Here is a 26,385-nt window from a genome sequence, read left to right on the forward strand (position 1 = left end):
AAAAGCCCGCACATGCATATCTATTATGTATGTGCGGGCTTTTATTCGTTTTAAAAGGAGGGATTGTGTGAACTCCTGGCGAGTGATAAACCTTGGCCGGCGGGTGCTCAGGCGGGCCGGAATCGGGATTATTGGCTTGTTTGCATTGGTGCAGATGGGCGGGGCCTTCTCAACGGCCGTGTCGATGCTGGTATCGCTAGCGTTTTATGCCTTAGCTTTCGGCAGCAGATTTGCGCTGGGGTTTATTTTTCTCTTACTGGTACATGAATTGGGGCATGTGGCAGCTTCACGCATTGTCGGACTCCGCGCCAGTGGGCCGACCTTCATCCCTTTCATCGGTGCAGTTATTAGTTTAAATCGTGCGCCGATCAACGCCAAGATGACGGCCAATATCGCCATTGGCGGTCCAGCGGCCGGAACACTCAGCGCTCTGGGGTGTTTGGCGTTATACCTGTGGAGTGACAGTACGCTCATGTTGGTGCTGGCGTACACCTCATGCCTGTTGAATCTTTTTAATCTGATTCCCTGCGCACCGCTTGACGGTGAACGCATTGCCGCTGCCATCTCGCCGCGACTTTGGTGGATTGGCAGTTTTGTTATTGGCATTGTATTTTTGTATACATATAACATATTAGTTTTCATTATTTTCCTATTTTCCTTGTTTGAGCTATGGCGGGGAGACGATCAACAGGCGAGCAGTTACTATCGGTTGACAGCCACCCAGCGTCTTAATGTGGCCTGGTGGTATTTCGGTTTGTTAAGCGTGTTGGGGGTTACTACATTGTATACGATGGATTTATTAAAATAGAGTCATTATCTGGAAAAAAATAGCAATATGTAAATTTAGCAATAGACGAAAAAGGAGGTTTTTCGTGACTCATGTCGAATAGCAACAATACTTTAGTCTTTGACTTAGCAATGGAGGTACTTTAGTTTTGATTTACATGAGTGATGTGTCGAAAGTGTATAGCAACGGTTCGGTTGCTCTAGCAGACGTTACAGTGGAAATCGGCAAAGGGGATTTTATTTTTGTAGTGGGTCCGAGTGGCGCTGGCAAATCGACATTCATTAAACTGATTTTTAGAGAAGAATTGCCTACTAGCGGGCGTCTTGTCGTTAATGGGCGCAACGTTGTGGATATGATGCCAAAGGAAGTGCCATATTTACGGCGGGGACTGGGGATTGTATTCCAGGATTATCGCCTGCTGCCTAATAAAACGGTATATGACAATGTGGCTTTTGCCATGCAGGTGATTGAATCATCGCGTCGTGAGATGCAAAAAAGAGTTCATAATGTGCTTGACTTAGTCGGTCTCAGGCACAAAGTGCGCACATATCCTTCAGAACTGTCAGGTGGCGAACAGCAGCGGGTAGCCATTGCCAGGGCGATTGTTAATAATCCGGTTGTTGTGATTGCCGATGAACCAACAGGCAACCTGGATCCAGATACCTCGTGGGAAATCATGAAAGTGTTTGACACAATCAACAAGGCAGGCACCACTATTGTTATGGCTACACATGACAAAACAGTGGTTGATGCCATGAAAAAACGCGTTATTGCCATTGAAAAGGGCCGTATCGTCCGAGATCAGGTAAAAGGAGTATACGGCTATGAAGATTAGGACAATTGAATATTTTGTGCGTGAGGCCGTTTCTTCGCTCAGACATAATGGGCTTATGAGCATTGCGTCAGTAAGCACGGTAGCGCTGTCACTCTTAATTTTGGGTATGTTCTTAGTTATGGTGCTCAATCTGAACCATATGGCCTCAACCCTGGAAACCCAAGTGCAGATTACCGTATATATGGAAGATGGCCTGTCTGACCGGGACATGCGGGAAATTGGAACAAGAATAACCAAGTTGAATGGTGTTACGCAGGTTATGTTTATTGATAAAGAGCAGGCAATGGTTAAGTTTAAAGAACGGCTGGGCGAACAACAAGGCTTACTTACTGCCTTGGGTGATACTAATCCGCTGCCGAACTCTTTTGAAGTTAAGGTAGACAAGCCCGAATATGTTAAACCTGCGGCTCAGGCTATTGGTCAGCTCAAGGGCGTGGAAACTGCCAAATACGGTCAGGAGGTCATTGAACAGCTGTTTAGCCTGACCAAGATGATCCGGATCTTTGGGCTTATCCTAATAGTCTTCCTGGCACTGGCCGCTTTGTTCATTATTGCCAATACCATCAGAATTACCGTATTTGCCCGTCGTAAGGAAATCGGGATTATGAAGTATGTTGGTGCAACTGACTGGTTTATCAGATTGCCCTTCATGATTGAAGGAATGATATTAGGCTTTGGCGGAGCCCTCATCGCTGTGCTTATCTTGGGCCAGACCTACAGCACGATTACCGAAAAAGTCTATGAATCACTGGCGTTTTTACCGCTGATTCCTAAAAATCCATTTTTAACCCATATTAGCATCGTGCTGCTGGTGGTGGGCACGGCAATCGGCGCGTTGGGCAGTACTATTTCACTTCGCCGCTTCATGAGGGTGTAACAGGAGGGAGAACCGTTGGTAATTAAACGAATTTTATCTTTAGGCTTGGCTGTCTCGCTTACCGTCACTGTACTCAGTACAGCGCTGGCTGACGAAATCGACCAGAAACAGCGCCAACTGCAAAGTATTCAACAACAGATGGAAGCCCAGCAAAATAGGGCAGCGCAGGCCCAACAACAGGTTAACAGTGTATCAGACCAACTGCGGACGATTCAAGGCGATCTTGATACTGCAGCTGGCGAATATAACGCTATTTTATCAAAGCTGGCAGCTACCGAGCAGCAGATCGAGGCTAACACGGAATTGTTGGCCAAAGTGGAAAAAAATCTGGCAGAGCGCAGCCAGATTCTCAACAAGCGGATGCGCGACATCTATAAAAACGGTCAGGTGAACTATGTAGATGTGCTGTTTGGTGCTGCTGACTTTGCGGATTTTACCACAAGGGCCGACTTGCTAAAACGGGTTGTTAACCAGGATCTGACGCTTGTTGCTCAGGTAAAGGCAGAGCGTGAGCTTGTTGTCCAAAAACGGGCAGAACTTGAGCGTGACAAGGTTGCCATTGTTGACCTTAAGCAGCAGGCAACTGCAAAAAAGGCTGTAATTGAGGCCCGGAAAAATGAGCGGGAAAAAGTATTGGATTCAGCAGTAAGTGAACGTGATACGGCTGAGCGTGCCTATCAGGAACTGATGGATACCTCGCGGCAGATTGAACAAATGATCAGGAATATCCAGTCTGGCGGAACAGCATCAGGGCCTGCAGGTGGCAGCGGTGCACTCATGTGGCCGGCCTCTGGCCCGATTACCTCGCCGTTTGGTTGGCGGACACACCCTATATTTGGTACCCAGCGGTTCCACAGTGGTATTGACATTGGTGCTGATTATGGTGATTCAATTATGGCAGCTGACAGTGGAACTGTTATCTTCAGCGGCTGGATGGGGGGCTATGGTAAGGCGGTTATCGTCGATCATGGTGGCGGTATCTCAACCCTGTACGCTCATAATTCAGAGCTGCTAGTGGAAGAAGGCTACCGGGTGCAAAAAGGGCAGACCATCTCCCGTTGCGGCTCGACTGGCTACTCGACCGGCCCGCACCTGCATTTTGAAGTGCGTGAGAACGGTTCACCAGTCAGCCCGATGGGGTATCTGCCGTAGAGCCTAGAATATTTACAAGCAATTTGACATATAGTTAAAAGGATAAAATGAAAAAGGGATAAGTCCGGTTTCGAACCCGCGACTTCTGCGAGGTGTATTGATTGAGCCGCCGTAAAATAATTTTTGGCGCAGTGCTATTAGTTTTAGTGACATTTTTGACTACATCGGCCGGATTCCTCTATCTGATGAATGCCTGGTCGTCTGATGTTGTCAGCACGCTGAGAGTGCTGCGGGCACTGCAGGTGGTCAAGTCCCGCTATGTCGAAGAGGTTCCGGTTGAAACGCTGATGGCTGGATCAATTAAAGGCATGGTTAACTCTCTGAATGATCCCCATTCAGTATATATGGATGCCAAGATGTTTAAAGAGTTTATGATTGAAACCGAGGGTTCCTTTGGTGGTGTTGGTATTGTTATTGGCACCAAAGATAAACTACTCACAGTTGTTGCTCCCATTGAAGGAACTCCCGGCGAAAAGGCTGGTATCAAAAGTGGTGACCAGATTATCAAGATAGACGGTCAGGACACCAAGGACCTTGCGCTTGATGAAGCTGTCAACAAAATCCGCGGCCCGGAAGGCAGCAAAGTTGTGCTGACTGTTAAGCGGGGCCAGGAGATGAAAGATTATACTCTTACCCGCTCTAACATTCAGATTAAGACAGTGGCCGGTAAAATGTTGGATAATCATATCGGCTATATTCGAATCTCTATGTTTAACGAAAACACGGGTAATGACTTTGTTCGTAAATTACAGGAACTTGAAAAACAAGGTATGAAAGCCATGGTGCTTGACCTTAGGGATAACCCCGGTGGACTCTTGGATGAAAGTGTTAAAGTTGCCAGTCAGTTTGTACCCAAAGGACCAGTCGTCTCGGTAGTTACCCGGGATGGGCGGCGCGAAACGCACTCTTCCAACCTGGAAACGCCGAAATATCCGGTAGCCATTTTGGTTAACGGCGGCAGCGCCAGCGCCTCTGAGATTGTAGCCGGGGCGGCGCAAGATACTGGCGTGGGTACGCTGATTGGTACCAAGACGTATGGTAAAGGCTCAGTTCAAACAGTCGTCCGTCTTGACGAGGGTTCAGGCATTAAGCTAACAATAGCTAAGTATTTGACTCCTAAAGACAGGTCGATCAATGGGGTAGGCATTGAACCTGATATTAAGGTTGAATTGCCTGAAACCAAAGATAAAGATGTACAGCTTGATAAAGCACTTGAGGTTTTAAAAACTAAACTGTAGGTTAGTATTGTATAACAGTCTTAGGTTGGTTTATAACTATATAAACCAACCTAATCTTCATTTGAGGTGAGGACAACTTGTTTCCATGGTCTGATATTACTTTACTCATTATCCGCGGGGCATTAGGTCTTGTATTTGATTTTAATTTCTGGCTAATTCTTGCTCTGGTCGGGTACCAGTACTGGCAGATGCAGAAACGCCAGCGCCAAATGTTTGGCGTCTGCAATTATACCCTGACTCAGCAGATTCTGATGGCTGGGTTTTATGGACTTATTGGCGGTATTGTCGGCAGCTTTTTGCTGACACTTGTTGGTGTCAAACTTAACCAGCTCGGCCTCGGTTACATCTGGCCGGTGGCACTGGCACTTATGCTGATCAATATGCGCTTTTTGTGCTTCGCCTATGCTGGTGGCCTGGTGGCTTTAGCTAATGTCTTATTTGGCTGGCCTGAGGTCGATGTGCCGCAAGTGCTGTCGCTTGTTGCCGTACTTCATATTACCGAGAGCCTGTTAATTGCCATTAGCGGTGGCTACAGCGCAATGCCAATGATTGTCAAAAAGGGAGATGGCCGCTTAGTCGGTGCGTTCAGCCTTCAGAACTTCTGGCCTCTGCCGCTTATGATCCTGGCGGCTGTGGCTGTGCCCTCAGAAACTGTGCCTGGTGGCATTATTAAAATGCCGGAATGGTGGCCCTTGCTGCCATTAGCCTTGGAACCGCAAGCTGGTTCAACCTGGATTTATCTGATGGCTCCGGTTGTAGCCGCCCTTGGCTATACCGACATGGCTATAGCCAGTTTGCCACAGCAGCGGCGATGGCAGTCAGCGCTGAATCTGGCAGTATATAGCATCATTCTATTAGCGCTGGCACTGCTTTCGGCAAAGTACTCCTGGCTGAAAGTGTTTGCAGCCATACTATCGCCGGTAGGACATGAACTGCTCATCCAATTGGATAACCGCCGCGAAATGGAAGCACCGCCCCGGTTTGTTCCGCCGTCGTACGGCATAATGGTTCTTGACACTGTTGTTGATACACCGGCAGCTAAAGTACTCAAACCAGGGGATATCATTACAAACCTGGCTGGCCTGCCGCTTAGCAGCCGCGATGATTTGGCGGCTGCCATTAGTCACGCTCCTGAACGGTTCAGCGTAGCTTTTGAACGAAATGGCAAGGCGCTGCATAAGGAGTTCAAGTTTAAGCAGGGTGAACGGCGGTTGGGTGTTATTTTGGTTCCTGATGGGGATGAGCAGTTTTATGCTGAGATGACAAGTGAGCGTTATGGACTCATTGATTGGATTATAGATAAGTTTAAGAAGCAATAAGAATAGATCGTAGGTGAGATAACTATGGCAACTGTACCAAAACTCAATACCGTCCACCAGGAAGGTGGTATCCCTTTCAAAGTCGAAGCACCGTTTACGCCCACAGGTGATCAACCCTCAGCCATTGTCCAATTGGTTGAGGGTATTGAGCGTGGCGATATGGCCCAGGTACTGCTGGGCGCCACCGGTACTGGCAAGACCTTTACCATGGCCAAAGTCATTGAGGCTGTGCAAAAACCAACCCTGGTCATTGCTCACAATAAAACGCTGGCCGCTCAGTTGGCCAGCGAGTTTAAAGAATTTTTCCCCAATAATGCTGTTGAGTATTTTGTTAGCTACTATGACTACTACCAGCCTGAAGCCTATATTGCTCAGACTGACACTTATATTGAAAAAGACGCTTCCATTAATGATGAAATAGACAAACTGCGCCATTCGGCTACCAGCTCGCTGTTTGAGCGGCGTGATGTCATTATTGTTGCCAGTGTTTCCTGCATTTATGGTTTGGGCTCGCCGGATGAATACCGGGGCTTGGTGCTGTCACTCAGGCAAGGTCAGGTAAAAGACAGGGATGACATATTGCGCAAGCTTGTCGATATCCAGTATGAGCGCAATGACTATAACTTTACCCGGGGCACCTTTCGGGTACGGGGCGATATTGTTGAGATTTTTCCGGCAGCCTATGGGGAAAAGGCGCTGAGGGTCGAGTTATTTGGTGATGAAGTGGAGCGAATCTTAGAAATCGATACGCTGACAGGTGAGATTCTTGCCGAGCGCAAACATATTGCTGTTTATCCGGCCTCCCACTATGTCACCTCACGGGAAAACATGCTGCGGGCTGTGCAGGATATTGAAGCCGAGCTTGATGAGCGATTGGCTTATCTCAGGGATAACGGTAAGCTCTTGGAGGCGCAGCGCCTAGACCAGCGCACCAGATATGATTTGGAAATGATGCTGGAAATGGGCTACTGCTCAGGCATTGAAAACTATTCCAGGCATCTCACTCAGCGTCAGCCAGGCGAGTCGCCATTTACGCTAATTGACTACTTTCCCGAAGACTTTCTTATTGTAGTTGATGAGTCCCATGTTACGCTGCCTCAGGTTAGAGCCATGTACGCTGGCGACCGGTCACGCAAGGAATCACTTGTGGGAAATGGTTTTCGTTTGCCGTCGGCGTTTGATAACCGTCCGCTGACCTTTGATGAATTTAATGGCAGGATCAATCAGATTGTTTATGTATCAGCTACACCGTCCGCCTATGAGTTAAAATTAGCCAACCAGGTAGCACAGCAGGTCATCCGGCCGACAGGGCTGATCGATCCAGAGATTGAAATCCGACCCATCAAAGGCCAGATGGATGACTTGCTTGATGAGATCAAACTTCGTTCAGCAGTGAATGAACGGGTGCTTGTGACCACCCTGACGAAGAAAATGGCTGAAAACCTAACAGAATACCTGAAGGGTATGGGGATCAAGGTGAACTATCTTCACTCTGATATCGCGACAATTGAACGGGTAGAGATTATCCGGGATTTGCGCGCTGGGGTGCATGATGTGCTTATTGGTATAAACCTGCTGCGGGAAGGGCTTGATATGCCAGAGGTGTCACTTGTGGCCATATTGGATGCAGATAAAGAAGGCTTCCTGCGTTCGGAAACATCGCTCATTCAGACCATTGGCCGCGCTGCCCGTAACGCGCATGGCAAAGTCATTATGTATGCCGATAGAATCACCGATTCTATGCGCCGGGCCATGAGCGAGACTGACCGCCGCCGTGAGATACAGATGGCCTATAATGCTAAACATGGCATAACCCCTAAGACAATTGAAAAACGGGTGAAAGAACTCATCGAAACCACCAAAGTCGCTGAGACTCCAGCTGCCTACAAGGCCGACCGCATTGGCAACATGGGCCGCGACGACATGCTTGAACTGGCAGCCAACCTGGAGAAAGAAATGCGTCAGGCCTCCAAACTGCTTGAGTTTGAGCGGGCTGCTGAGTTAAGGGACATGGTTGTCGAACTCCGCCAGAAAGCCGGGACCGGACCGGCAAAGGCCAAAGCGTCTTCAGGCAGCAAGTCTGCCAAACGGCAGAAGAAATAGTGTGCCTGAGATGGAGAAGGACAAGGGGTATAATTTTATTGCGGTGAAATGCTACCACTGAAATATAAATACTGGTATAATATAAAAGTCGAATAATCAATATCAATTAATATATAGTAGCCTCGAGAAAGGGAACCGAAAAATGACAGATAGCATTATTGTTAAAGGTGCCAGACAGCACAATTTAAAAAACATTGACATAACGATTCCGCGCGATCAGCTTGTCGTTATTACCGGTCTGAGCGGTTCAGGCAAGTCCTCGCTGGCCTTTGATACCATTTACGCCGAAGGGCAGCGCCGCTATGTTGAGTCACTGTCAGCCTATGCCCGCCAATTTTTGGGCCAGATGGACAAACCGGATGTTGACTATATCGAAGGCTTGTCACCTGCCATATCGATTGATCAGAAGACGACCAGCCGCAATCCACGTTCGACGGTAGGTACAGTCACTGAGATTTATGACTACCTTCGCCTATTATTTGCCCGCGCAGGCCGCCCATTTTGCCCGAAGTGCGGCAAGCCGATCAGTCAGCAGACAGTGGAACAGATGGTTGACCAACTAATGGCCTTAGGTGATGGTGCTCGATTGAGCATCATGGCTCCTGTTGTGCGGGGTAAGAAAGGCGAGCATCAGAAGGTTCTGGAAGACATTCGTAAGAACGGCTATGTCCGGGTGCGGGTGGACGGCGAAATCCGTGATATTACCGATGAGATTAAGCTTGAGAAAAATAAAAAACACACCATCGAGGTAGTTGTTGACCGGATTGTGGTGCGTGAGGGCGTAGCCGCCCGTATGGCAGATTCAATCGAGACAGCACTCAATCTCGGCGGCGGCATTCTCACTGTGGATGTTGGCGGCACAAAGGAAATGATGTTCAGCCAAAACTTTGCCTGTGTTGATTGCGGCATCAGCCTGCCTGAGATTGCGCCACGGATGTTTTCGTTTAATAGCCCCTTTGGTGCATGCCCTGACTGCACCGGTCTGGGCAATAATCTGGAGCTTGACCCGGCACTGGTTATTCCAGATCCAGGCAAGTCCTTCATTGACGGCGTAATCGCGCCGCTTAGCAAGAGTTCAAACACCTATTTTATGTGTCAATTAGAGGCTGTACTCGAACACTATGGCCACACGCTGTATGATACCTGGGAAAAGACGCCTGATAACCTTAAAGAGATCATTCTCGGGGGCGCAGGCCAGGATAAATTTACCTTCCGCTATGAAAATATGTATGGCGAGTCTAAGACCTATCATTCGACCTTTGAAGGTGTTATTCCCATGCTTTCCCGCCGGCACCGTGAATCCACCTCTGACTGGTCCAGGGAAGAGATCGAAGAATACATGAGTTCAAAGCCATGTCCAGCATGTAAGGGAGCGCGTCTTAAGCCAGAGGCGCTGGCTGTTAAGATCGGCGGTAAGAACATTAATGAAGTAACTCGCATGACTGTGGCAGATTCCCAAGAATTCTTTAGCAGCCTTGAGCTTACCGAGCGCGAGACTGTGATTGCCAATCAAATATTAAAGGAGATCAATGCCCGCCTGGGCTTCTTGCTCAATGTCGGCCTAGATTACCTGACACTGGACCGGGCAGCCGGCACACTCTCTGGCGGCGAGGCCCAGCGTATCCGTCTGGCTACCCAGATTGGCTCCGGCCTGGTAGGGGTGCTCTATATCCTGGACGAGCCCAGTATTGGTCTCCATCAGCGTGATAACAACCGGCTCTTAGATACCCTAAAGCATATGAGAGACCTTGGCAATACGCTCTTAGTGGTTGAGCATGACGAAGATACTATGTATGCGGCTGACCATATTATTGACATTGGCCCAGTGGCCGGTGCAGGCGGCGGAACCATTGTCGCCCAGGGTACAGTGGAAGAAATTAAAGCCAGTGAAGATTCAGTGACCGGACAGTATTTGAGCGGGCGTAAAGCCATCCCGGTACCGGCTGTGCGTCGTCAGCCTAACGGCAAATGGCTGGAGGTCATTGGGGCTAAGGAAAACAACCTCAAAAAGCTGAATGCCCGTTTCCCGCTGGGGGTATTTACTGCTGTCACCGGTGTATCCGGTTCAGGCAAAAGTACCTTGGTCAACGAAATTTTATACAAAGGTCTGGCCAGTCAGCTGTATCGTGGCAGCCACGCCCGGCCAGGAGCGCATGACGGTCTTCGCGGCCTTGAATATATTGATAAGATTATTGATATTGACCAGTCACCCATTGGCCGCACGCCGCGCTCTAACCCGGCTACCTATACCAGCTTGTTTGACAACATCAGGGAGGTGTTCAGCCAGACACCTGAATCCAAGATGCGTGGCTATAAACCTGGACGGTTTAGCTTTAATGTCAAGGGCGGCCGTTGTGAAGCCTGTAAAGGCGACGGTATTATCAAGATTGAGATGCATTTTTTACCTGACGTATATGTGCCCTGCGAGGTATGCAAAGGCGCCCGGTACAACCGTGAGACATTAGAGGTTCGCTACAAAGGGAAAAGTATTGCCAATGTGCTTGATATGGTGGTTGATGAGGCTGTTGAGTTTTTCCAGAATATCCCCAAGATTCACCGTAAGCTGCAAGTCTTACAGGATGTGGGTTTAGGCTATATCAAACTTGGCCAACCTGCTACCCAATTGTCAGGTGGCGAGGCACAGCGGATTAAACTGGCGACAGAGTTGGCCCGCCGCAGCACCGGTAAGACACTGTATATCCTGGATGAGCCCACCACCGGCCTGCACACGGCTGATATTCACCGGCTGCTGGAGGTATTGCAGCGTCTGGTTGATGGCGGCGATACCGTTGTGGTGATTGAACACAACCTGGACGTCATTAAGACAGCCGACCATATTATCGACTTAGGGCCTGAAGGCGGGCACAGGGGCGGGACAATCGTTGCCCAAGGCACACCAGAACAAGTTGTCACCATACCTGAGTCATACACTGGACAATATTTGGCTCCGATTTTAGCGCGCGGACCGCGGCAATAAAGGAGGTGTCCGGTCATGTCTGTACTATCTCCTGAAATAGAGGAAAAACTGGCACTCTTGCCTGATAAGCCTGGCGTCTATTTGATGAAAGATGACAAAGGCCGGATTATCTATGTTGGCAAAGCCATCAATCTAAAGAATCGCGTACGCTCATATTTTCAATCCAGCCGCAATCATTCGCCCAAAGTTCAGGCATTGGTGGCGCGGATTGCCGATTTAGAATATATCATTACGGCATCTGAGATTGAGGCACTGATATTAGAGTGCAACCTAATAAAAAAGCATCGACCTAAGTACAATATCAGCCTCAGGGACGATAAAACCTATCCATATATTAAAGTAACCTATGAAGACTTTCCCCGGGTGTATGCCACCCGTAAGGTAATAAAAGACGGCGCCCGTTACTTTGGGCCTTACACTAGCGCTGGGGCAGTACACGAGACATTGCGCCTGCTGAAAACACTGTTTCCGCTGCGTTCCTGCCGGAATCTTGATGCCAAGCGCCCTTGCCTCGAACACCATATCAAACGGTGTTTGGCGCCTTGTGCCGGCAAAATCGATAAAGAAACCTACGATGAGATGATTAAAGCTGTAGGTCTGTTTCTCGAAGGACGCAGCGATGCGGTTGTTAAAAATCTCAAGCGGCTCATGGCTGATGCGGCTGAGGAGCTGGAGTTTGAGCAGGCGGCCAGGCTGCGTGACCAGCTCACCGCTGTTGAGAAGATCATCGAAAAGCAAAATATTGTGACAGGCAGCGGCGACCAGGATGCCATCGGTCTGGCCCGGTCAGCTGCCGGTATTTGTGCCCAGGTATTTTTCATCCGCAGCGGCAAAATGGTGGGGCGTGACCACTTTATGCTGACAGGTGGTGAGGATGAGATTGATCAGAGTATCCTGGAGGCGTTTGTCAAACAGTACTACAGCCAAGCAGCTTTTATTCCCCGGGAAATCCTGCTGCCGCTTGAACTTGAGGAACAGTATCTGCTAGCCGATTGGCTGAGCAGTATTAAAGGCGGCCGGGTACAGGTTGAAACACCGAAACGCGGCACCAAAAAGGATTTAGTGAATATGGCGGCAGGTAATGCCGCTACTGTGCTACAAGAGCAGGCTACGCGGCTGGAGGCTGATGCCGGTAAGACAGCTGGCGCAGCTGCTGAGCTGGGGCAGTATTTAGGTTTGCCGGCTGCGCCTGAACGGATTGAGTGTTTTGATATCTCACATATTCAGGGCTCGGAAACGGTAGCTTCCATGGTCGTATTTGAGGGCGGTCAGCCTAATAAAAATGAGTATCGCCGTTATAAGCTCAAGACAGTAGAGGGCAAGCCTGACGACTTTAAATCCATGCAGGAGGTAGTGGGGCGGCGTTACCGCGAAGCTATCGAAAAAGGTCCGATCCCTGACTTAATCATCATTGATGGTGGCAAAGGCCAGCTTAGCTCGGCACTGCCTATTATCCGGGCTGCCGGGCTCAGTGATGTGACTGTTGTCGGCCTTGCCAAAGAATTTGAACACATTTTCCGCGAAGGGATCAGCGAACCACTCATCCTGCCGCGCCACTCCCAGTCACTCTATCTGGTCCAGCGCATTCGTGATGAGGCCCACCGTTTTGCTATCACCTATCACCGCAAACTGCGCTCCAAGCGTAACCTGGTCTCAGTGCTTGACCATATTCCGGGCATTGGTGCCAAACGCCGCAAAGCGCTATGGGATCACTTCGGTAGTTTGGCTAAAATAAAAGCCGCCGAAGTGGCGGAGCTGGCCAAGGTTGAAGGTATGAATATGCCGTCGGCTGAAGCCGTGTACAGTTTCTTCCGCAACAAAAATATATAAATACTATTGTTAAAATAAGTATAAAGCGGTTATAATGAAAGTAAGCTTTACATGACAAACGCCCTTGCTGGTAACAAGAGCGTTTGTTTAAGAATAGTGGAAATCCACATGGATCTCACCTCCCTATTCGGTTATTGAGCAGAGCGTGCGATCTCTGCTCAATTTTATTTTACATTAAAGTTATGATTTATGTCTCTAAGTATTGATATTTTTTTAGTTTGCATTGTTGTTCCATAAATAGTAAAATATAAACATCCAGTCCAATTATCAAAAAGGAGTGATTGTCAATGGAAAAATACAAGTGTATGGTATGCGGTTATGTATATGATCCAGATCAGGGCGACATGGATCATGATGTTAAGCCAGGAACGCCATTTGAGGCTGTATCAGAAGATTGGCAATGCCCAGTCTGCGGTGTAGGCAAAGATCAGTTCGAGAAGATATAAGCTAAAAAGTCGCGCAGTTAATTACCCCCCTCTTGTTAGTTGCAGTAGATCATGCTGACTAACAAGAGGGGGTAATTGATTAAGCGCGACTTTTTTTAATGGGTTATTTTTTTGAGGTGTGGCAGCCAGCCGCGGTTAAGCATAAGTTGAAGGAGGCGGTAGTCCCAATCCAGGCCGTCATCTAAGGCTTTACGGAACATCAGGGCTACGTCAAGCTGATAGGATTGGTGCAGGGCGGTTAGAAGGGCCATTTGCGAGCCTTTAGCCATAGTACCAACTGCTATGGCTATCTCTTGGTCAGTCAGGTGGGCGTCGTCAGGAATCGTAAGCGGGTGACTATGCAGATTTCGTTTGACAAAACGTAGAGAAGGGGTATGACCGTCGCTGTCAGTCAGCTTATCTTCGGCTTCATTGACAGTCATTTTGGTGTGCTCGTTAATGGCTTCTTTGATGAGGCCTTTGAGTTCAGGATCGTTGGCATGATTATACAAAACCTGGAGTAAAGCTACATTAAAACGCCCTTGTGCGATCATGCCGTATAATCCGGCTGCTTCAATGTAATTAAGCGGTTCTTTGTCAAACATCATATTCATAATGTTGCGGGTTTGTGAGCTGACTTTATCCATTACCGTCATCTTGTTACCTCCTGTATTTAGTAAATCGCATAGATGTAATATGAGCAAGTTGACAAATTTTATACTCGACTTATGACACTGACAGCAGGATTTTAGCATAAAAAAAAGGAATTCAACAAAGGTAAGGAATGTCTAACTCAGGAGGGACTCAATGTGGATATAAATAGCATTAAGGGTGCAGCAAAAGTAAAGTTTTGCGGCGCATGCCGACTTTGTCCTGTGTGTAACGGAGTGGCCTGTGCCGGTGAAGTGCCAGGGATGGGCGGCTTGGGGACAGGTGCTGCCTTTCGTCACAATGTACAAGCCTTGGCTGAGTGCCGGCTGAACTTAAGAACAGTCCATAGTGTAAAAAATCCTGATTTATCCTGTCGTATCTTAGGCTTGGATTTGGCACTGCCGGTTATTGGCGCAGCCATCGGCGGCATTGCTATGAATATGAATGGTGCCATGACAGAAGAGGAATATACCGAGGCCATCATTAGCGGCTGCCGCAAAGCAGGTACTATTGGCATGACAGGTGACGGTCCGAAGCCTTTGATTTTTGACTCAGGCATGACTGCTGTCGTCCGTGAGCAGGGCTGGGGTATACCTATTGTTAAGCCGCGAGAGACTGACAAGGTCATTGAACTGGCCAAACAGGCTGCTGCTGCTGGTGCTCCGGCCTTTGGCATGGACATTGACGCTGCTGCGCTTGTCAATATGACCAATGCCGGACAGCCAGTGGGTCCCAAAACGATTCAAGAGCTCGAATATATTAAAAACAATACAACCATTCCGTTTATTGTCAAAGGTATTATGACCCCAGACGATGCCGAATCCTGCTGGCAGGCAGGGGTGGACGCGATTGTCGTCTCCAATCACGGCGGACGGGCGCTTGATCATACACCTGGCACGGCTGAAGTGCTGCCCTATATTGCCGAGGCGGTCAAAGGCAAAATGACTGTGCTGGTTGATGGCGGTATTCGCAGTGGTGCTGACGTTCTTAAAATGTTAGCCCTGGGCGCTGACGCCGTGCTGCTTGGCCGGCCGCTGGCTATTGGGGCAGTAGGCGGTGGGATTGACGGCGTGGAGTTTATTATAAATAAATTTAAGGCTGAACTTAGCGCTGCCATGACGTTGACAGGCACAGCCCAGGTGAACGATGTGCCTGTGGAGATTCTATGGTAAAAGCGATAAATCTTTATAGCAATATCATTACTACCGGATGGGGACCGGTGGCTGCCGTATGGTCTGATGTTGGTCTGTGGGAGCTGGGTTTTCCCCGACCTGATGAGGAACTGGCCTTTGCCGACATTCGCGCTAAAGAGTTTGCCCGACTGGAGGCAGGTCATGACGCCTGTCTGTGGTCAGAGCAACTAGCTGACGAACTCAAACTATATTTTCAGGGATTCCCTGCGTCTTTTGCTGTGCCTATCGACTGGCGGTTTTATAGCCTGTTTCAGACATCAGTTCTTAAGTATACGGCAGCTATTCCTTATGGAACCACTGTCAGCTATCAGGCTGTTGCTCAGGCTGTCGGTAGTCCCAAGGCCGCCAGGGCGGTCGGTGGTGCCATGCACAGCAACCGTACGCCGCTGGTTGTACCATGCCACCGGGTTGTGGGCTCAAATGGCAGTCTTACTGGCTTTGGGGGCGGGGTGGAGATGAAGAAGGCGCTGCTGTTGTTAGAGTCTTCGGAGTGAGTGATAAAAAAAATCTTGCCGGAATTTTGTCCTGTGGGATATAATAAATACTATCGGCTGTAGGCTAGAAAACTGTCTAGGGCGGCAGGAGGAGTAAACTCAGTGAGTGGTTTTTTGCTTAGGATTATAATCAATGCAGTTATTTTGATTGTGGTGGTAACTGAACTTCCAGGGGTTTTTGTGGATACCTTGGGAGGGACATTACTCGGGGCGGCCATTGTCGGCTTGGCTAATGCGGCCATCAGGCCGATGTTAGCTATTGCTGCTCTACCGTTTGATATGCTGACACTGGGCAGTATTACTGTCATGACCAATATCTTTACACCGCTCATGGTCGTCAAGGCACTGCCCGGTTTTCAAATCTCTGGTGCGGTAACCTTGTTAACAGGCATCTTGCTGATGACGTTATGCAGTTTCACTTTATCGAAAGTGATACATGACAGGTAAATAATTGTGGGAATTTTGCAAACAGCAAAATTCCCTTTTTAATTATAGGAAAAGGAGATAATCATATGACGATAAAACTGGTAGCCTTGGATTTGGACGATACCTTATTAGATAGCAAGCTGGCCGTTTCACCACGGGCCTGTGAGGCCATCCGCAAGGCAGTGGCGCAGGGGGTAACTGTGACCATCGCCACAGGGCGGATGTATTGCTCGGCCCTCCCTTATGCCAGACAACTGGGGCTTGATGTACCGCTTATTACCTATAACGGAGCGCTGATTAAATCCAGTATATCTGGAGAGACACTACTGCATCAGCCGGTTGACAAGGAACTTGCCAGGCAGGCGCTTGAATTATGCCGGGAACATGGCTGGTATATCCAGACATATGTGAACGACGAACTCTATGTGAAAGAAATCGATCAATATGCTGACTACTATTCGAGACTGTCGGGTGCTCCTGCTATAGCCCTTGGTGACGCCTTTTTTACTGGTGGAGAACGGCCGACAAAGATGCTGACTATGTCGACGCAGGAAGGCATCATTGAAATATATAACACTTTTAAAGCTGTATTTGGCAATAAACTCAATTTAGCGATATCTAAACCGACTTTTATGGAAATTACTGACCCGGCGGCAAATAAGGGCCGGGCATTGGCATTTTTAGCTGACAAACTGAGAATAAAGCAAGAAGAAATCATGGCTCTGGGAGATAGTGGCAATGATTTGGATATGGTCAAATATGCAGGCTGGGGTGTTGCTATGGGTAACGCCAGTGCTGCGGTTAAGGCCGCTGCCCGGCTGGAAACATTGTCAAATGATGCGGATGGCGTAGCTGAAGCCATTGAAAAATATGTACTAGGATAATCCGAAGTTTCTAAAATTAAATTTGCATAATTCGATACTATACAGCAGGAAATTGCTCGCGCCGCTGAGAATTCAATACCAAAAGGGTATGGAGGCTCATTATGCGGGATAAAACCATGAGTATATTGTTGGTTGAAGATGATGAAGTAGATATCATGAATGTTAAACGAGCCTTTAAAAGAATTAACCTAAGTAATCCTTTATACATAGCCCGTGATGGTGTTGAGGCGTTAGCTATGCTGCGCGGGCAGAGCGGCCAGTCAAGCAGGCCGTGGCCTGGGTTAATCCTCCTTGATATTAATATGCCGCGCATGAATGGGATTGAATTCTTGCATGAGATCAGACAGGATCCGGAGTGTAAGATGATTACCGTTGTTGTTCTGACAACATCAAATGAAGAACGCGATGTTGTTGCTGCTTACCAGCTTAATGTGGCTGGCTATATTATTAAACCGGTATCATTCGAACAATTTGTCGAAACCATGGCTGCGCTTGATCACTATTGGACATTGAGCGAAATGCCATAAGGGGAGATGTTGGGGATGGCTGAAGACCTCCGGATACTCTTAATAGATGACGATGAAGTTGACCGGATTATGGTCAGGCGAGCGCTTAAAGCTGCACATGCTGAGATTTTTGTTGACGAAACAGACAATGGCTGTGAGGGACTCTGCAAGGCACTGTCAAGTGATTATGCCTGCATTTTTCTTGATCACTGCTTGCCGGGCGACAGTGGATTAGCCGTGCTGTCGGCTATCCGTACGGCAGGGGTTAAAACGCCTGTTATTATTCTAACAGGCCAGGGAGACGAACAACTGGCTGTTGACTCAATGAAAGCTGGTGCCACCGATTATCTGGTAAAAGGTAAATTAACGCCAGAAATCCTATCTCAGGGTTTGCGGGCAGCCATCCGGTTAGGTCGTGCCGAAGCAATGATTGAGTATTTGTCCTATTATGATGCGGCAACTGGTTTACCTAACAGGCTGCTATTGATTGACCGTCTTGTTATGGCACTGTCGGCAGCCGAGCAGGGCAGCCGTATGTTGGCGCTGCTATTTGTTGGCGTTGACCGCTTTAAAATGGTAAATGACACATTAGGCCATAGCTTGGGAGATAAGCTTATCCGTGTTGTTGCTGAAAGGCTAACTAAGTGTGTAGGCGAACAAACTGTGGTTACGCGGGTTGGCGGCGATGTTTTTGGCATTCTGCTGCCTGGTTTAGCTGGTTCCAAAACAGCTGCCAGTATTGCCGAAAGCATGATTGAGGAAATTCGTCAGCCTGTTGATTTAGATGGCTATAGCTGGCACCCTGCAGCCAGTGTAGGTATTGCTGTCTATCCCGATGATGGACAGGATGCCGATATGCTGCTGAAAAATGCCGAGTCTGCCATGTACCGGTCAAAGGAACAGGGGGGCGCCAGTTATCAGTTTTACACAAAAAGCATGAACGCGAACGTGCTTGAACGCATGATGCTGGAAAGCAGCCTGCGGCAGGCGCTTAGCCATAATGAGCTGGTAGTGTATTATCAGCCGCTCATTGATGGTACTGTTGGCTGCACAGCCGGGATCGAGGCGCTTGTACGCTGGCAGCACCCTAAGCGCGGTCTGGTGCCGCCACTAGATTTCATTCCTCTGGCCGAGGAAACCGGTCTGATTGTGCCGATTGGGGAGTGGGTGCTGAGGACGGCATGCGCCCAGAATAAAGCGTGGCAGGATGCCGGCTATCCGCCTGTAGTGGTGTCTGTGAATCTGTCCGGCCGTCAATTTCGCCAGCCGAATTTTACTGGTATGGTTAGTCAAGTGCTCATAGATACTGGATTGGCTCCTGAGTATTTAGAACTGGAAATAACCGAGACCATTGCTCTGGAGGATGTTGATTACACCATTGCTATTCTCAAAGAGCTGGGGGCAATGGGGATCAAGATCGCTATCGATGATTTTGGTACAGGGTATTCGTCGCTGAGTTATTTGAAACGTTTTCCTATTACCACACTCAAAATAGACAGGATCTTTGTTAAGGATGCTACCCAAGATGCCCAGGATGCAGCAATTGTATCAGCCATTATCATTTTAGCGCATAACCTTAATCTGAAAGTTATTGCAGAAGGTGTAGAAACAGCTGAACAACGGCTGTTTTTACGGGAAAGGCACTGTAATATGATGCAGGGTTTTTTATTCAGTCGTCCGTTGCCAGCGGCCCAGGTAGAAAATATGCTTGATCGCCGTTGGTGAACTTATATGGCGGTCTGCTTTATCCGATAATAGTACAAATAGATTAAAATAATGACATTAATTTCTAAAGTGTATCTTGTCAAGTGACAGACAACCTGGTAATATAAATAATAAACACATATACGTATAGCAAAGACGCTTTTTGTATAGCAGCAGCAATGCTCGCTTAAAAGCGTCTTTTTTATATACGTATATGTCAGGCTGGGGGGGAGATGTCACATGATGCTTAGAAAATTGCGAATAGGTACTAAAATCAGCCTAGGGTTTGCTATCATGCTTGGCTTGATTATTATGTTGGGGGGCATAGCTTACGTGTCCCTGAACTCACTCAGTAAAACCCTGGCCTCAATTGATGCTGCCAATAAGCGGTTACAGCTGGCTATGCAAATCGAGGGAAGCTTTGTTACCGGAGTTGCTGCTACCCGTGGTTTCATTGCTTACGGGGACGAGAAATTTGCCAAGCAGCAGGAGCAGTCCATGAGTAATACTGTAGTGCTGGAACACCAGCTTATCGATGTTGTGGACGAAAACTCCCGTCCAGATGTGCAGAAGCTTATTCAGTTGACAAGTAAACATGCTGATGGTATTGTCAACGATTTAGCACCAGTGGTTCGTGCCTATCATAAGCAGCTGGCTGCGGGAAATGCCGTAGAGGCGCAACTGTTGAAGACCGAAGCTTATGCCATTGCCGGCCGGATTATGCCTTATTCTGAGCAGATTGCCGGTATCTTGACAAAAGTGGTCCAAGATAATAAAGACATTGTTGATGAGCATGTAAACGGCTCTTATATAGGTATGGACAGAAGTTTGGGCATCACTGCCCTGGTTGCTCTGTTTGCCATCATTGCTGGTGCTGGGTTAAGCGTACTGCTCACCCGTATGGTTTGCCGGCCAATTGAAAATATGCTGACAGTTGCGAATAGTTTAGCCGAAGGTGATTTGAGCATTCCCGTCAAACGGGTAGATGATGGTGATGAATTAAGTAAGCTGGCGGCGGCGCTTAACACAATGCAGCATCGTTTTAAAACAGCCATTCGGGAAATCCTGGGCTCTGCCAGCCAGGTGGCTGCGGCATCAGATACCTTGGCTGCTGTTGTGGAAAATTCGGCTCGTGCCGCCAGTCAAGTGGATGAGTCAGTTGCACATGTCGCCTCAGACGCAGAGATTCAATTATCGGCGGCTAATGATGCGCTGGCTGTTGCCGGACAAATGGCAGCCGGGATTCAGCAGATAGCCGCCAACGCCGGTGCGGTGGTGGCCGCATCGCAGAATACAGCTTCTGCTGCTGAGTCTGGTAGTCAGGCAGTTGGCAAGGCTGTTACCCAAATGGAAAATATTGAAGCAACTGTAAACAGTTTGGCCGACGTAATAACCAATTTAAGCGGGCACTCTAATCAGATTGGTGAAATCGTCAACGCTATTTCCGGGATTGCCAGCCAAACCAATCTATTAGCGCTGAATGCCGCTATTGAAGCAGCCCGGGCTGGGGAGCAGGGACGGGGTTTTGCCGTTGTTGCTGAGGAAGTGCGCAGACTTGCCGAACAAGCCAGCCAGTCTGCAAAGCAGATTGCTGGGCTGATCGGCGAGATACAGGCAGAGACTAGTTTGGCAGTTAAGGCTATGGAATCGGGAACACGGGAAGTAAAGCTGGGAGCCGAGGTGGTAAGCACGGCCGGCGGCGTTTTTGCTGAAATTAGCACCCATATTGATAAGATGTCGGCAGAGGTACGTGAAATATCAGCTGCTATATCGGAGATGGCAGGCGGCAGCCAGCGGATTGTGACTGCGGTAGAGTCGTTCTCAGCCAGTAGTAAAGATATTGCCGGCCAGACGCAGACTGTAGCCTCAGCCAGCCAGGAACAGGCAGCCTCCATGCAGGAAATCGCGGCATCTGGCCAAGGTCTCCAGCAGATGTCACAAGAACTGCATACCTCTGTAAGTAAGTTTAAGCTATAGGTGCCGTTTAACTTTGGTTCTACATATAATGTATTAGTACAAAATTATGTTAAACCAAAGGGCGGTGACTCTATGCTACGGAGAATCACAGACTTTTTTCTTCATGAATGGAAGTTTTTCATAATGCTGTCAGTATTGGTGGTTGCTCTAGGCGTTGCCTATTATGAATATCGTCAATACATAAAAATAACGCATATCCAACCTATCGCAGCAGTCCCCAATATTACGGTAAATACTAACGGTCAACCCTCCAAATCTGGTGAGACACAGGTGGTCTATGTCAAAGGCGAGAATACACACACTAAAGAAATTGTGTATATTCCCAAAGAAACAATTGAGACAAAGCAGCCTGACGGGACGATAAAAAAAGAACAAGAAAAGACAGATGTGGAAATAGAACGGAAGCAGGGACTTATCTTCGTCAAAGTAAATGGCAAAGAATTTGCTGTCCCAGCTGAAGTAAAGGAAGAAAGCAAGTTTGAAAACGGCAAGCTGATGGTTACCGAACAAAGCGAAATGCGCATTAATATTACTGCCCCAAAACCGGCGCTTAACCTGGGCGTGGGCTGGAGTAAAGACGGTCCGGCTGTCCAGATGAACGGCCCATTTTTCAAAAATGTGTCATGGTGGGTATACGGCGACAAAAAAAAGGCAGCCGGCGGCATCCAGTTCCCGATCTCTAAATGACGGGAACTGTTTTTGCTTTTTTTCCCATACTACCCTATAATTAAGTTATAATAAGCAATATATATATATAGTCTGTGCGATTGTCATTGCGAGCAGCGCGAAGCAATCTCGCTTTTGACTGTAACAGGCTATTAGTAAGATAAGGCTAGGAAAAGTTGAGGTGTTCACAATGACGATAGATAACTTTCGCCTGGTAATTATTACCGGTATGTCAGGCGCCGGTAAGTCACAGGTTATACGGGCCATGGAGGACTTGGGATACTTTTGTGTTGATAACCTGCCGCCGATGTTAATCCCTAAATTTGCTGAGTTATGCGCCCAGTCTGGGGGTAAGGTTTCCAAAATTGCGCTTGTTGTTGATATTCGCGGTGGTGAGTTCTTTGACACACTGCTGCAGGTGCTTGAAGGTATGGAAAAGCAGGGGCTCTTATATGAAATACTGTTTCTGGAAGCCTCTGATTCCACCATTATCCGCCGTTACAAGGAGACCCGCCGCCGCCATCCCATGGCACCGCATGGTCGTATCAGCGAAGGCATTAGCCGGGAGCGTGACCGTTTGGAGCAAATCAGGGGACGGGCTAACCATATTATCGACACATCCGGCTTGGCAACCGCCGAGCTTAAAGGCAAGATAACGGCACTATTTGCTGAAGAGCGTGAACATGAGCGAATGACGGTGACAGTTGTGTCCTTTGGTTTTAAATATGGCATGCCGCTCGATGCTGATATGGTGATGGATGTCCGCTTTCTCCCTAACCCTTTTTATGTTGAATCACTGCGGCGTAAAAGCGGCCAAGAGGCTTTGGTCGGTGAGTACATCTGGAAGTGGCCGGTAACCCAGCAGTTTATGGAAAAGCTGTCAGGGCTGGTTGATTTCCTTGTTCCGCACTATGTTAAAGAAGGTAAAAGCCAGCTGATCATTGCAATTGGCTGTACTGGTGGTCTTCACCGCTCAGTATTTGTCGCCGAGAAGATCTTTGAGTATCTCAAAGGCAAGGGCTTCAAGGTCAACGTTGAACATCGGGATATAAAACATAACGTAATCGAATAATGAGGGCGGCAGGTTCTAAACGCCCATCTGCGTTGTTGCTCTTGCGGGCGTTCCCTCCGACGTACTTCCCAGTACGACTCCGGTCACGTCCTCATCGCGCCTAGCATCTGGACATTTATAACCAGCCGCAAGCTATTTCGAGATTGAATAGATGCGGGTGATTAAATGCATTTTTTAAAGTGGCTCTACCCTGGTATGAAGTTCAAACGCTGGCTGCTGCTGTTTTCGGCAGGCGTTATTTTAGTCAGCATGGGCCTGGCCATTGTTTTTAACTATAAATATATAGGTGTAGTGGAAGAGGCTATCTTCCGGCTGTTTTATCTGACGACAGGTAATTATTATTATGCTGTCACGACAGTTGCTGGGATTGCTGTTATTGTTCTAGGTATGAGCATTATGCTGGCTGCTACGCGGCAGATCATTAAGTCGGTCATCAGCGTACTGGTGCCAGAAGGCTCTGATAAACTTGTCGAGATTATTTTTGAAAAGCGCAAACTAAATCGCGGACCGGCCATCGCCGTTATCGGTGGCGGCACGGGCTTGTCGGTACTGCTCAGAGGGATCAAAAGCATTACCAGTAATATAACAGCTATTGTTACTGTGGCAGATGATGGCGGGTCATCTGGGCGGCTCCGTGAGGATCTTGGCATTATTCCACCTGGGGACCTACGCAATTGTCTGGTGGCGCTGGCTGATACCGAGCCGCTTATGGAAAAGCTGTTTCAGCACCGTTTTGGCGGCAGCGGCGAGTTGGCAGGACATAGCTTCGGCAACCTGTTTATTGCCGCAATGACCGAGATTGTTGGCGATGTAGAACTGGCACTCAAAGAGTCTAGTAAGGTACTGGCTGTGCGGGGGCAGGTGCTGCCCTCCTCCACCGAGCGGGTACTGCTGGTGGCTGAAATGACAGATGGCACCCAAGTACAAGGCGAATCCCAGATTCCACTCTCAGGTAAGAAGATTAAGCAGGTATATATCAAGCCCGAAAATGCTATGCCTGTCAAGGGGGCGATTGAGGCCATCCGTGACGCTGACGCCTGCATTTTAGGGCCAGGAAGTTTATATACCAGTGTAATTCCTAATTTATTAGTAAAAGATGTTGCCGAGACGCTGCGCGAAAGTGATGCTGTTAAAATCTATATTTGTAATGTGATGACCCAACCTGGTGAAACAGACGGCTACAGTGCTGCTGACCACATTAAAGCCATTATTGATCATGCCGGTCCAGGGTGTATTGACATGGCTGTTGTCAATGTCCAGGAAGTATTGCCCGAACTTCGGGAGACTTATGCGCAGCAGGGTGCATATCCGGTTGTACCTGATATTGATGCCATTGAAGCACTCGGGGTCAAGGTAATTAAGGCCAACCTGATCAGTGAAACCAACCTGGTGCGCCATGACCCAGGGCGGCTTTCGCGGACAATTATGTCAATGGTTTATGACCTTAAAATTAACTCTGACCGAATGCGGCTGTTAGATTATTATATTATGGCCGAGAGCATCAAAAAATTAAAAGACTAATCAAAGGACTGACGCCCTTGTCGTTTTCAGCTGAAGTAAAAAATGAGCTAGCTCGTATAATTGGCGAGCAAAACTGCTGCTGTGCCGCTGAACTGGCGGCGCTAATCCGGATGGGTGGAGCTATGTCAATTGGTGGTAATGCCAACCTTGGCATTAACTTTAGCAGTGAGAATGCTGCTGTCACCCGCAAAGTACTAGGTCTCATCAAACGCTACTCCAATGTAAAAACCGAAGTGGTGGTTACCAGGGGCCGGCGTCTGAAAAAAAATAATACATATCATGTACGGGTCGTGCCCTCGCCAGGGGTTAACGAATTATTGGCCTCACTCGGGATCATGCGTTTCGATGGTCTTAATGTCCTGTCTGACAGTGCCATTCTCCGGAAAATATGCTGTCGCCGCTCGTATCTCAGAGGCGCGTTTTTGGGCGGTGGCTCAGTCAATCGTCCGGAAGGCTCCTACCACCTGGAATTGGTTACAGGCAATGCTGATCTGGCTAAATCGCTAGTCAAAATCATGAAGTCGCTTAGCCTGCCAGGCCGTTTGACTGACCGGAAAGATGACTATATTGTCTACCTAAAAGACGGTAACGCTATTACGGCTTTTCTCCAAATCATTGGCGCTCACAATGCTCTGTTGATGTTTGAGAATGTGCGGGTGGTCAAAGACATGCGCAATCAGGTTAACCGCCTTGTTAACTGCGAAACCGCAAACCTGCAGAAAACGGTTAACGCAGCCGTTCGCCAAGTCGAAAGCATTAAGGTTATTGCCCAGAATATGGGGCTTGACAAGCTGTCGCCGCCTCTTAGAGAAGTGGCTGAGGCACGGCTTGCATATCCGGAGGCTACCTTGTCCGAGTTGGTGGAGGCCCTGGAAGGGCGGGTGGGTAAATCAGGAATTAACCACCGCCTGCGCAAGCTGGGAGAAATTGCGGAGTCGCTGGGGAGCTGTCTGACCCCAGATGAGCCTAATAAAAATGATTAGGATAATCAAGGCGGCTGCTGCGCTGATGCTATTATTTGTTTTCTGGCTGTTAGCGCCAGGCGCCGGCGTTCCCCTATTAGCCTACCACCAAGTCAGCAGTGTGCCTGAAGTATATAGCATTGATCCAGATCAATTTGAAGAACATATGCGGTACCTTTCTAGTCATGGTTATACGGCTATCTCGCTGGCTGAACTGTTTGCTTCCAAAAACGGCGTTCAGCCGCTGCCACCTAACCCGGTCATTATTACTTTTGATGACGGATATGCTGACAATTGCCTTACAGCCTTGCCGATTATGGAGAAATACGGCATGAAAGCTACTGTGTTTGTCATTGCCGGCCAAGTTGGTCAGCCTGAATATTTGACCTGGGATCAGATTAGATTCATGCAGGCGAAAGGAATAGAGATCGGGTCCCATACCTATAGCCATATTGCGTTAAGCGATCTTGATCAGCCTAAGCTTATGGATGAACTAACACGGTCCAAACAGGTAATTGAAACTAATCTGGGCAAGCCAGTCGATTTTTTAGCCTACCCCTTTGGTCAATACAACGCAAATACTATTACCGGTGTAAAACAGGCAGGTTATGTCGGAGCCTGTACTGGGCTGCCAGGATTGGGAACAACCAAGGACGATGCCTATCAGCTTAAACGGGTTAATATTCCCAGACCAAAGTACGGTCTATGGGAGTTCCGCCTTAGACTTTTACGGGCACAGATCTACGCAATGCTGTCACCGGTATTCTTTAAATAGTTAACAGCCTG

General features: G+C 48.3%; 23 protein-coding genes. 22 read left to right on the forward strand and 1 reads right to left on the reverse strand.

Going from position 1 to position 26,385, the window contains the following annotated elements; all coding sequences use genetic code 11:
• Window positions 1–67 precede the first annotated feature (67 nt).
• From B9A22_RS03200 to rd, 10 genes are all read left to right on the forward strand, one after another.
• Window positions 68–808, forward strand: a complete 741-nt coding sequence (locus B9A22_RS03200) for a site-2 protease family protein (RefSeq protein ID WP_084574181.1) — start codon at window positions 68–70, stop codon at window positions 806–808.
• Window positions 809–935: 127 nt separating this feature from the next.
• The gene (gene ftsE, locus B9A22_RS03205; protein WP_084574182.1) at window positions 936–1,622 is read left to right on the forward strand and encodes a cell division ATP-binding protein FtsE; all 687 of its coding nucleotides are present in this window, start codon (window positions 936–938) and stop codon (window positions 1,620–1,622) included.
• Window positions 1,612–2,499: a permease-like cell division protein FtsX gene (gene ftsX, locus B9A22_RS03210; RefSeq protein ID WP_084574184.1), complete on the forward strand. Its 888-nt coding sequence runs from the start codon at window positions 1,612–1,614 to the stop codon at window positions 2,497–2,499. The genes ftsE and ftsX overlap by 11 nt, the downstream gene beginning before the upstream one ends.
• 15 nt (window positions 2,500–2,514) lie before the next feature.
• A complete protein-coding gene (locus B9A22_RS03215) occupies window positions 2,515–3,651 on the forward strand; it encodes a murein hydrolase activator EnvC family protein (RefSeq protein WP_084574186.1) in 1,137 nt (378 codons plus the stop codon).
• Window positions 3,652–3,752: 101 nt separating this feature from the next.
• Window positions 3,753–4,889, forward strand: coding sequence for a S41 family peptidase (locus tag B9A22_RS03220; protein ID WP_084574188.1), 1,137 nt, complete (start codon window positions 3,753–3,755; stop codon window positions 4,887–4,889).
• A gap of 77 nt (window positions 4,890–4,966) precedes the next feature.
• Window positions 4,967–6,208, forward strand: a complete 1,242-nt coding sequence (locus B9A22_RS03225; protein ID WP_084574190.1) for a PDZ domain-containing protein — start codon at window positions 4,967–4,969, stop codon at window positions 6,206–6,208.
• Window positions 6,209–6,232: 24 nt separating this feature from the next.
• The gene (gene uvrB / locus B9A22_RS03230; RefSeq protein WP_084574192.1) at window positions 6,233–8,311 is read left to right on the forward strand and encodes an excinuclease ABC subunit UvrB; all 2,079 of its coding nucleotides are present in this window, start codon (window positions 6,233–6,235) and stop codon (window positions 8,309–8,311) included.
• A gap of 142 nt (window positions 8,312–8,453) precedes the next feature.
• Window positions 8,454–11,288 (forward strand): excinuclease ABC subunit UvrA, encoded by a 2,835-nt coding sequence (gene uvrA, locus B9A22_RS03235; RefSeq protein ID WP_084574194.1) that lies wholly within the window; start codon window positions 8,454–8,456, stop codon window positions 11,286–11,288.
• Between the two features lie 15 nt (window positions 11,289–11,303).
• Complete coding sequence (gene uvrC / locus B9A22_RS03240; RefSeq protein ID WP_084574196.1) at window positions 11,304–13,118, forward strand: excinuclease ABC subunit UvrC; 1,815 nt, start codon at window positions 11,304–11,306, stop codon at window positions 13,116–13,118.
• A 287-nt stretch (window positions 13,119–13,405) separates the two neighbouring features.
• Window positions 13,406–13,564 (forward strand): rubredoxin, encoded by a 159-nt coding sequence (gene rd / locus B9A22_RS03245; protein WP_084574198.1) that lies wholly within the window; start codon window positions 13,406–13,408, stop codon window positions 13,562–13,564.
• 95 nt (window positions 13,565–13,659) lie between these two features.
• Here rd and B9A22_RS03250 read toward each other — a convergent pair whose 3' ends face one another.
• On the reverse strand, window positions 13,660–14,199 hold the full coding sequence (locus B9A22_RS03250; RefSeq protein WP_084574200.1) for a DUF3231 family protein: 540 nt from the start codon (window positions 14,197–14,199) through the stop codon (window positions 13,660–13,662).
• Between the two features lie 153 nt (window positions 14,200–14,352).
• On the opposite strand from B9A22_RS03250, the gene B9A22_RS03255 reads away from it, so the two are divergent.
• The 12 genes from B9A22_RS03255 to B9A22_RS03310 all read left to right on the forward strand — a co-directional run bounded on the left by B9A22_RS03255 (window position 14,353) and on the right by B9A22_RS03310 (window position 26,374).
• Window positions 14,353–15,366 (forward strand): alpha-hydroxy-acid oxidizing protein, encoded by a 1,014-nt coding sequence (locus tag B9A22_RS03255; protein WP_084574202.1) that lies wholly within the window; start codon window positions 14,353–14,355, stop codon window positions 15,364–15,366.
• Complete coding sequence (locus B9A22_RS03260; protein ID WP_084574204.1) at window positions 15,360–15,881, forward strand: methylated-DNA--[protein]-cysteine S-methyltransferase; 522 nt, start codon at window positions 15,360–15,362, stop codon at window positions 15,879–15,881. The genes B9A22_RS03255 and B9A22_RS03260 overlap by 7 nt, the downstream gene beginning before the upstream one ends.
• A gap of 102 nt (window positions 15,882–15,983) precedes the next feature.
• Window positions 15,984–16,328 carry a phage holin family protein gene (locus B9A22_RS03265; RefSeq protein ID WP_084574206.1) on the forward strand — a complete coding sequence of 115 codons (345 nt, stop codon included), beginning with the start codon at window positions 15,984–15,986 and terminating at the stop codon, window positions 16,326–16,328.
• 65 nt (window positions 16,329–16,393) lie between these two features.
• Window positions 16,394–17,191 carry a Cof-type HAD-IIB family hydrolase gene (locus B9A22_RS03270; protein WP_084574207.1) on the forward strand — a complete coding sequence of 266 codons (798 nt, stop codon included), beginning with the start codon at window positions 16,394–16,396 and terminating at the stop codon, window positions 17,189–17,191.
• A gap of 101 nt (window positions 17,192–17,292) precedes the next feature.
• On the forward strand, window positions 17,293–17,718 hold the full coding sequence (locus B9A22_RS03275; protein ID WP_084574209.1) for a response regulator: 426 nt from the start codon (window positions 17,293–17,295) through the stop codon (window positions 17,716–17,718).
• 15 nt (window positions 17,719–17,733) lie between these two features.
• Window positions 17,734–19,422 carry a putative bifunctional diguanylate cyclase/phosphodiesterase gene (locus B9A22_RS03280; protein ID WP_176215365.1) on the forward strand — a complete coding sequence of 563 codons (1,689 nt, stop codon included), beginning with the start codon at window positions 17,734–17,736 and terminating at the stop codon, window positions 19,420–19,422.
• A gap of 219 nt (window positions 19,423–19,641) precedes the next feature.
• Entirely contained in the window at window positions 19,642–21,378 is a 1,737-nt protein-coding gene (locus B9A22_RS03285) for a methyl-accepting chemotaxis protein (protein ID WP_084574213.1), read from the forward strand.
• Between the two features lie 72 nt (window positions 21,379–21,450).
• Complete coding sequence (locus tag B9A22_RS03290; RefSeq protein ID WP_139796142.1) at window positions 21,451–22,065, forward strand: hypothetical protein; 615 nt, start codon at window positions 21,451–21,453, stop codon at window positions 22,063–22,065.
• A gap of 175 nt (window positions 22,066–22,240) precedes the next feature.
• Window positions 22,241–23,116 carry an RNase adapter RapZ gene (rapZ, locus tag B9A22_RS03295; protein ID WP_084574361.1) on the forward strand — a complete coding sequence of 292 codons (876 nt, stop codon included), beginning with the start codon at window positions 22,241–22,243 and terminating at the stop codon, window positions 23,114–23,116.
• A 165-nt stretch (window positions 23,117–23,281) separates the two neighbouring features.
• The gene (locus B9A22_RS03300) at window positions 23,282–24,637 is read left to right on the forward strand and encodes a gluconeogenesis factor YvcK family protein (RefSeq protein ID WP_084574217.1); all 1,356 of its coding nucleotides are present in this window, start codon (window positions 23,282–23,284) and stop codon (window positions 24,635–24,637) included.
• 17 nt (window positions 24,638–24,654) lie between these two features.
• Window positions 24,655–25,620, forward strand: a complete 966-nt coding sequence (whiA, locus tag B9A22_RS03305; RefSeq protein WP_084574218.1) for a DNA-binding protein WhiA — start codon at window positions 24,655–24,657, stop codon at window positions 25,618–25,620.
• Complete coding sequence (locus B9A22_RS03310; RefSeq protein WP_084574220.1) at window positions 25,613–26,374, forward strand: polysaccharide deacetylase family protein; 762 nt, start codon at window positions 25,613–25,615, stop codon at window positions 26,372–26,374. Before whiA ends, B9A22_RS03310 begins: the two co-directional genes overlap by 8 nt.
• The last annotated feature ends 11 nt before the right edge of the window (window positions 26,375–26,385 follow it).

Source organism: Sporomusa malonica (assembly GCF_900176355.1).
GTDB classification, from domain to species: Bacteria; Bacillota; Negativicutes; order Sporomusales; family Sporomusaceae; genus Sporomusa; species Sporomusa malonica.

Excerpts from the sequence above, each read along its gene's own strand:
- B9A22_RS03275 (WP_084574209.1), top strand. The coding sequence starts at position 17,293 with ATGCGGGATAAAACCATGAGTATATTGTTGGTTGAAGATGATGAAGTA.
- B9A22_RS03270 (WP_084574207.1), top strand. The coding sequence starts at position 16,394 with ATGACGATAAAACTGGTAGCCTTGGATTTGGACGATACCTTATTAGAT.
- uvrB (WP_084574192.1), top strand. The coding sequence starts at position 6,233 with ATGGCAACTGTACCAAAACTCAATACCGTCCACCAGGAAGGTGGTATC.
- B9A22_RS03300 (WP_084574217.1), top strand. The coding sequence starts at position 23,282 with ATGCATTTTTTAAAGTGGCTCTACCCTGGTATGAAGTTCAAACGCTGG.
- ftsX (WP_084574184.1), top strand. The coding sequence starts at position 1,612 with ATGAAGATTAGGACAATTGAATATTTTGTGCGTGAGGCCGTTTCTTCG.
- rd (WP_084574198.1), top strand. The coding sequence starts at position 13,406 with ATGGAAAAATACAAGTGTATGGTATGCGGTTATGTATATGATCCAGAT.
- uvrA (WP_084574194.1), top strand. The coding sequence starts at position 8,454 with ATGACAGATAGCATTATTGTTAAAGGTGCCAGACAGCACAATTTAAAA.
- B9A22_RS03310 (WP_084574220.1), top strand. The coding sequence starts at position 25,613 with ATGATTAGGATAATCAAGGCGGCTGCTGCGCTGATGCTATTATTTGTT.
- uvrC (WP_084574196.1), top strand. The coding sequence starts at position 11,304 with ATGTCTGTACTATCTCCTGAAATAGAGGAAAAACTGGCACTCTTGCCT.
- B9A22_RS03260 (WP_084574204.1), top strand. The coding sequence starts at position 15,360 with ATGGTAAAAGCGATAAATCTTTATAGCAATATCATTACTACCGGATGG.
- B9A22_RS03285 (WP_084574213.1), top strand. The coding sequence starts at position 19,642 with ATGATGCTTAGAAAATTGCGAATAGGTACTAAAATCAGCCTAGGGTTT.
- B9A22_RS03290 (WP_139796142.1), top strand. The coding sequence starts at position 21,451 with ATGCTACGGAGAATCACAGACTTTTTTCTTCATGAATGGAAGTTTTTC.
- B9A22_RS03250 (WP_084574200.1), bottom strand. The coding sequence starts at position 14,199 with ATGACGGTAATGGATAAAGTCAGCTCACAAACCCGCAACATTATGAAT.
- B9A22_RS03280 (WP_176215365.1), top strand. The coding sequence starts at position 17,734 with ATGGCTGAAGACCTCCGGATACTCTTAATAGATGACGATGAAGTTGAC.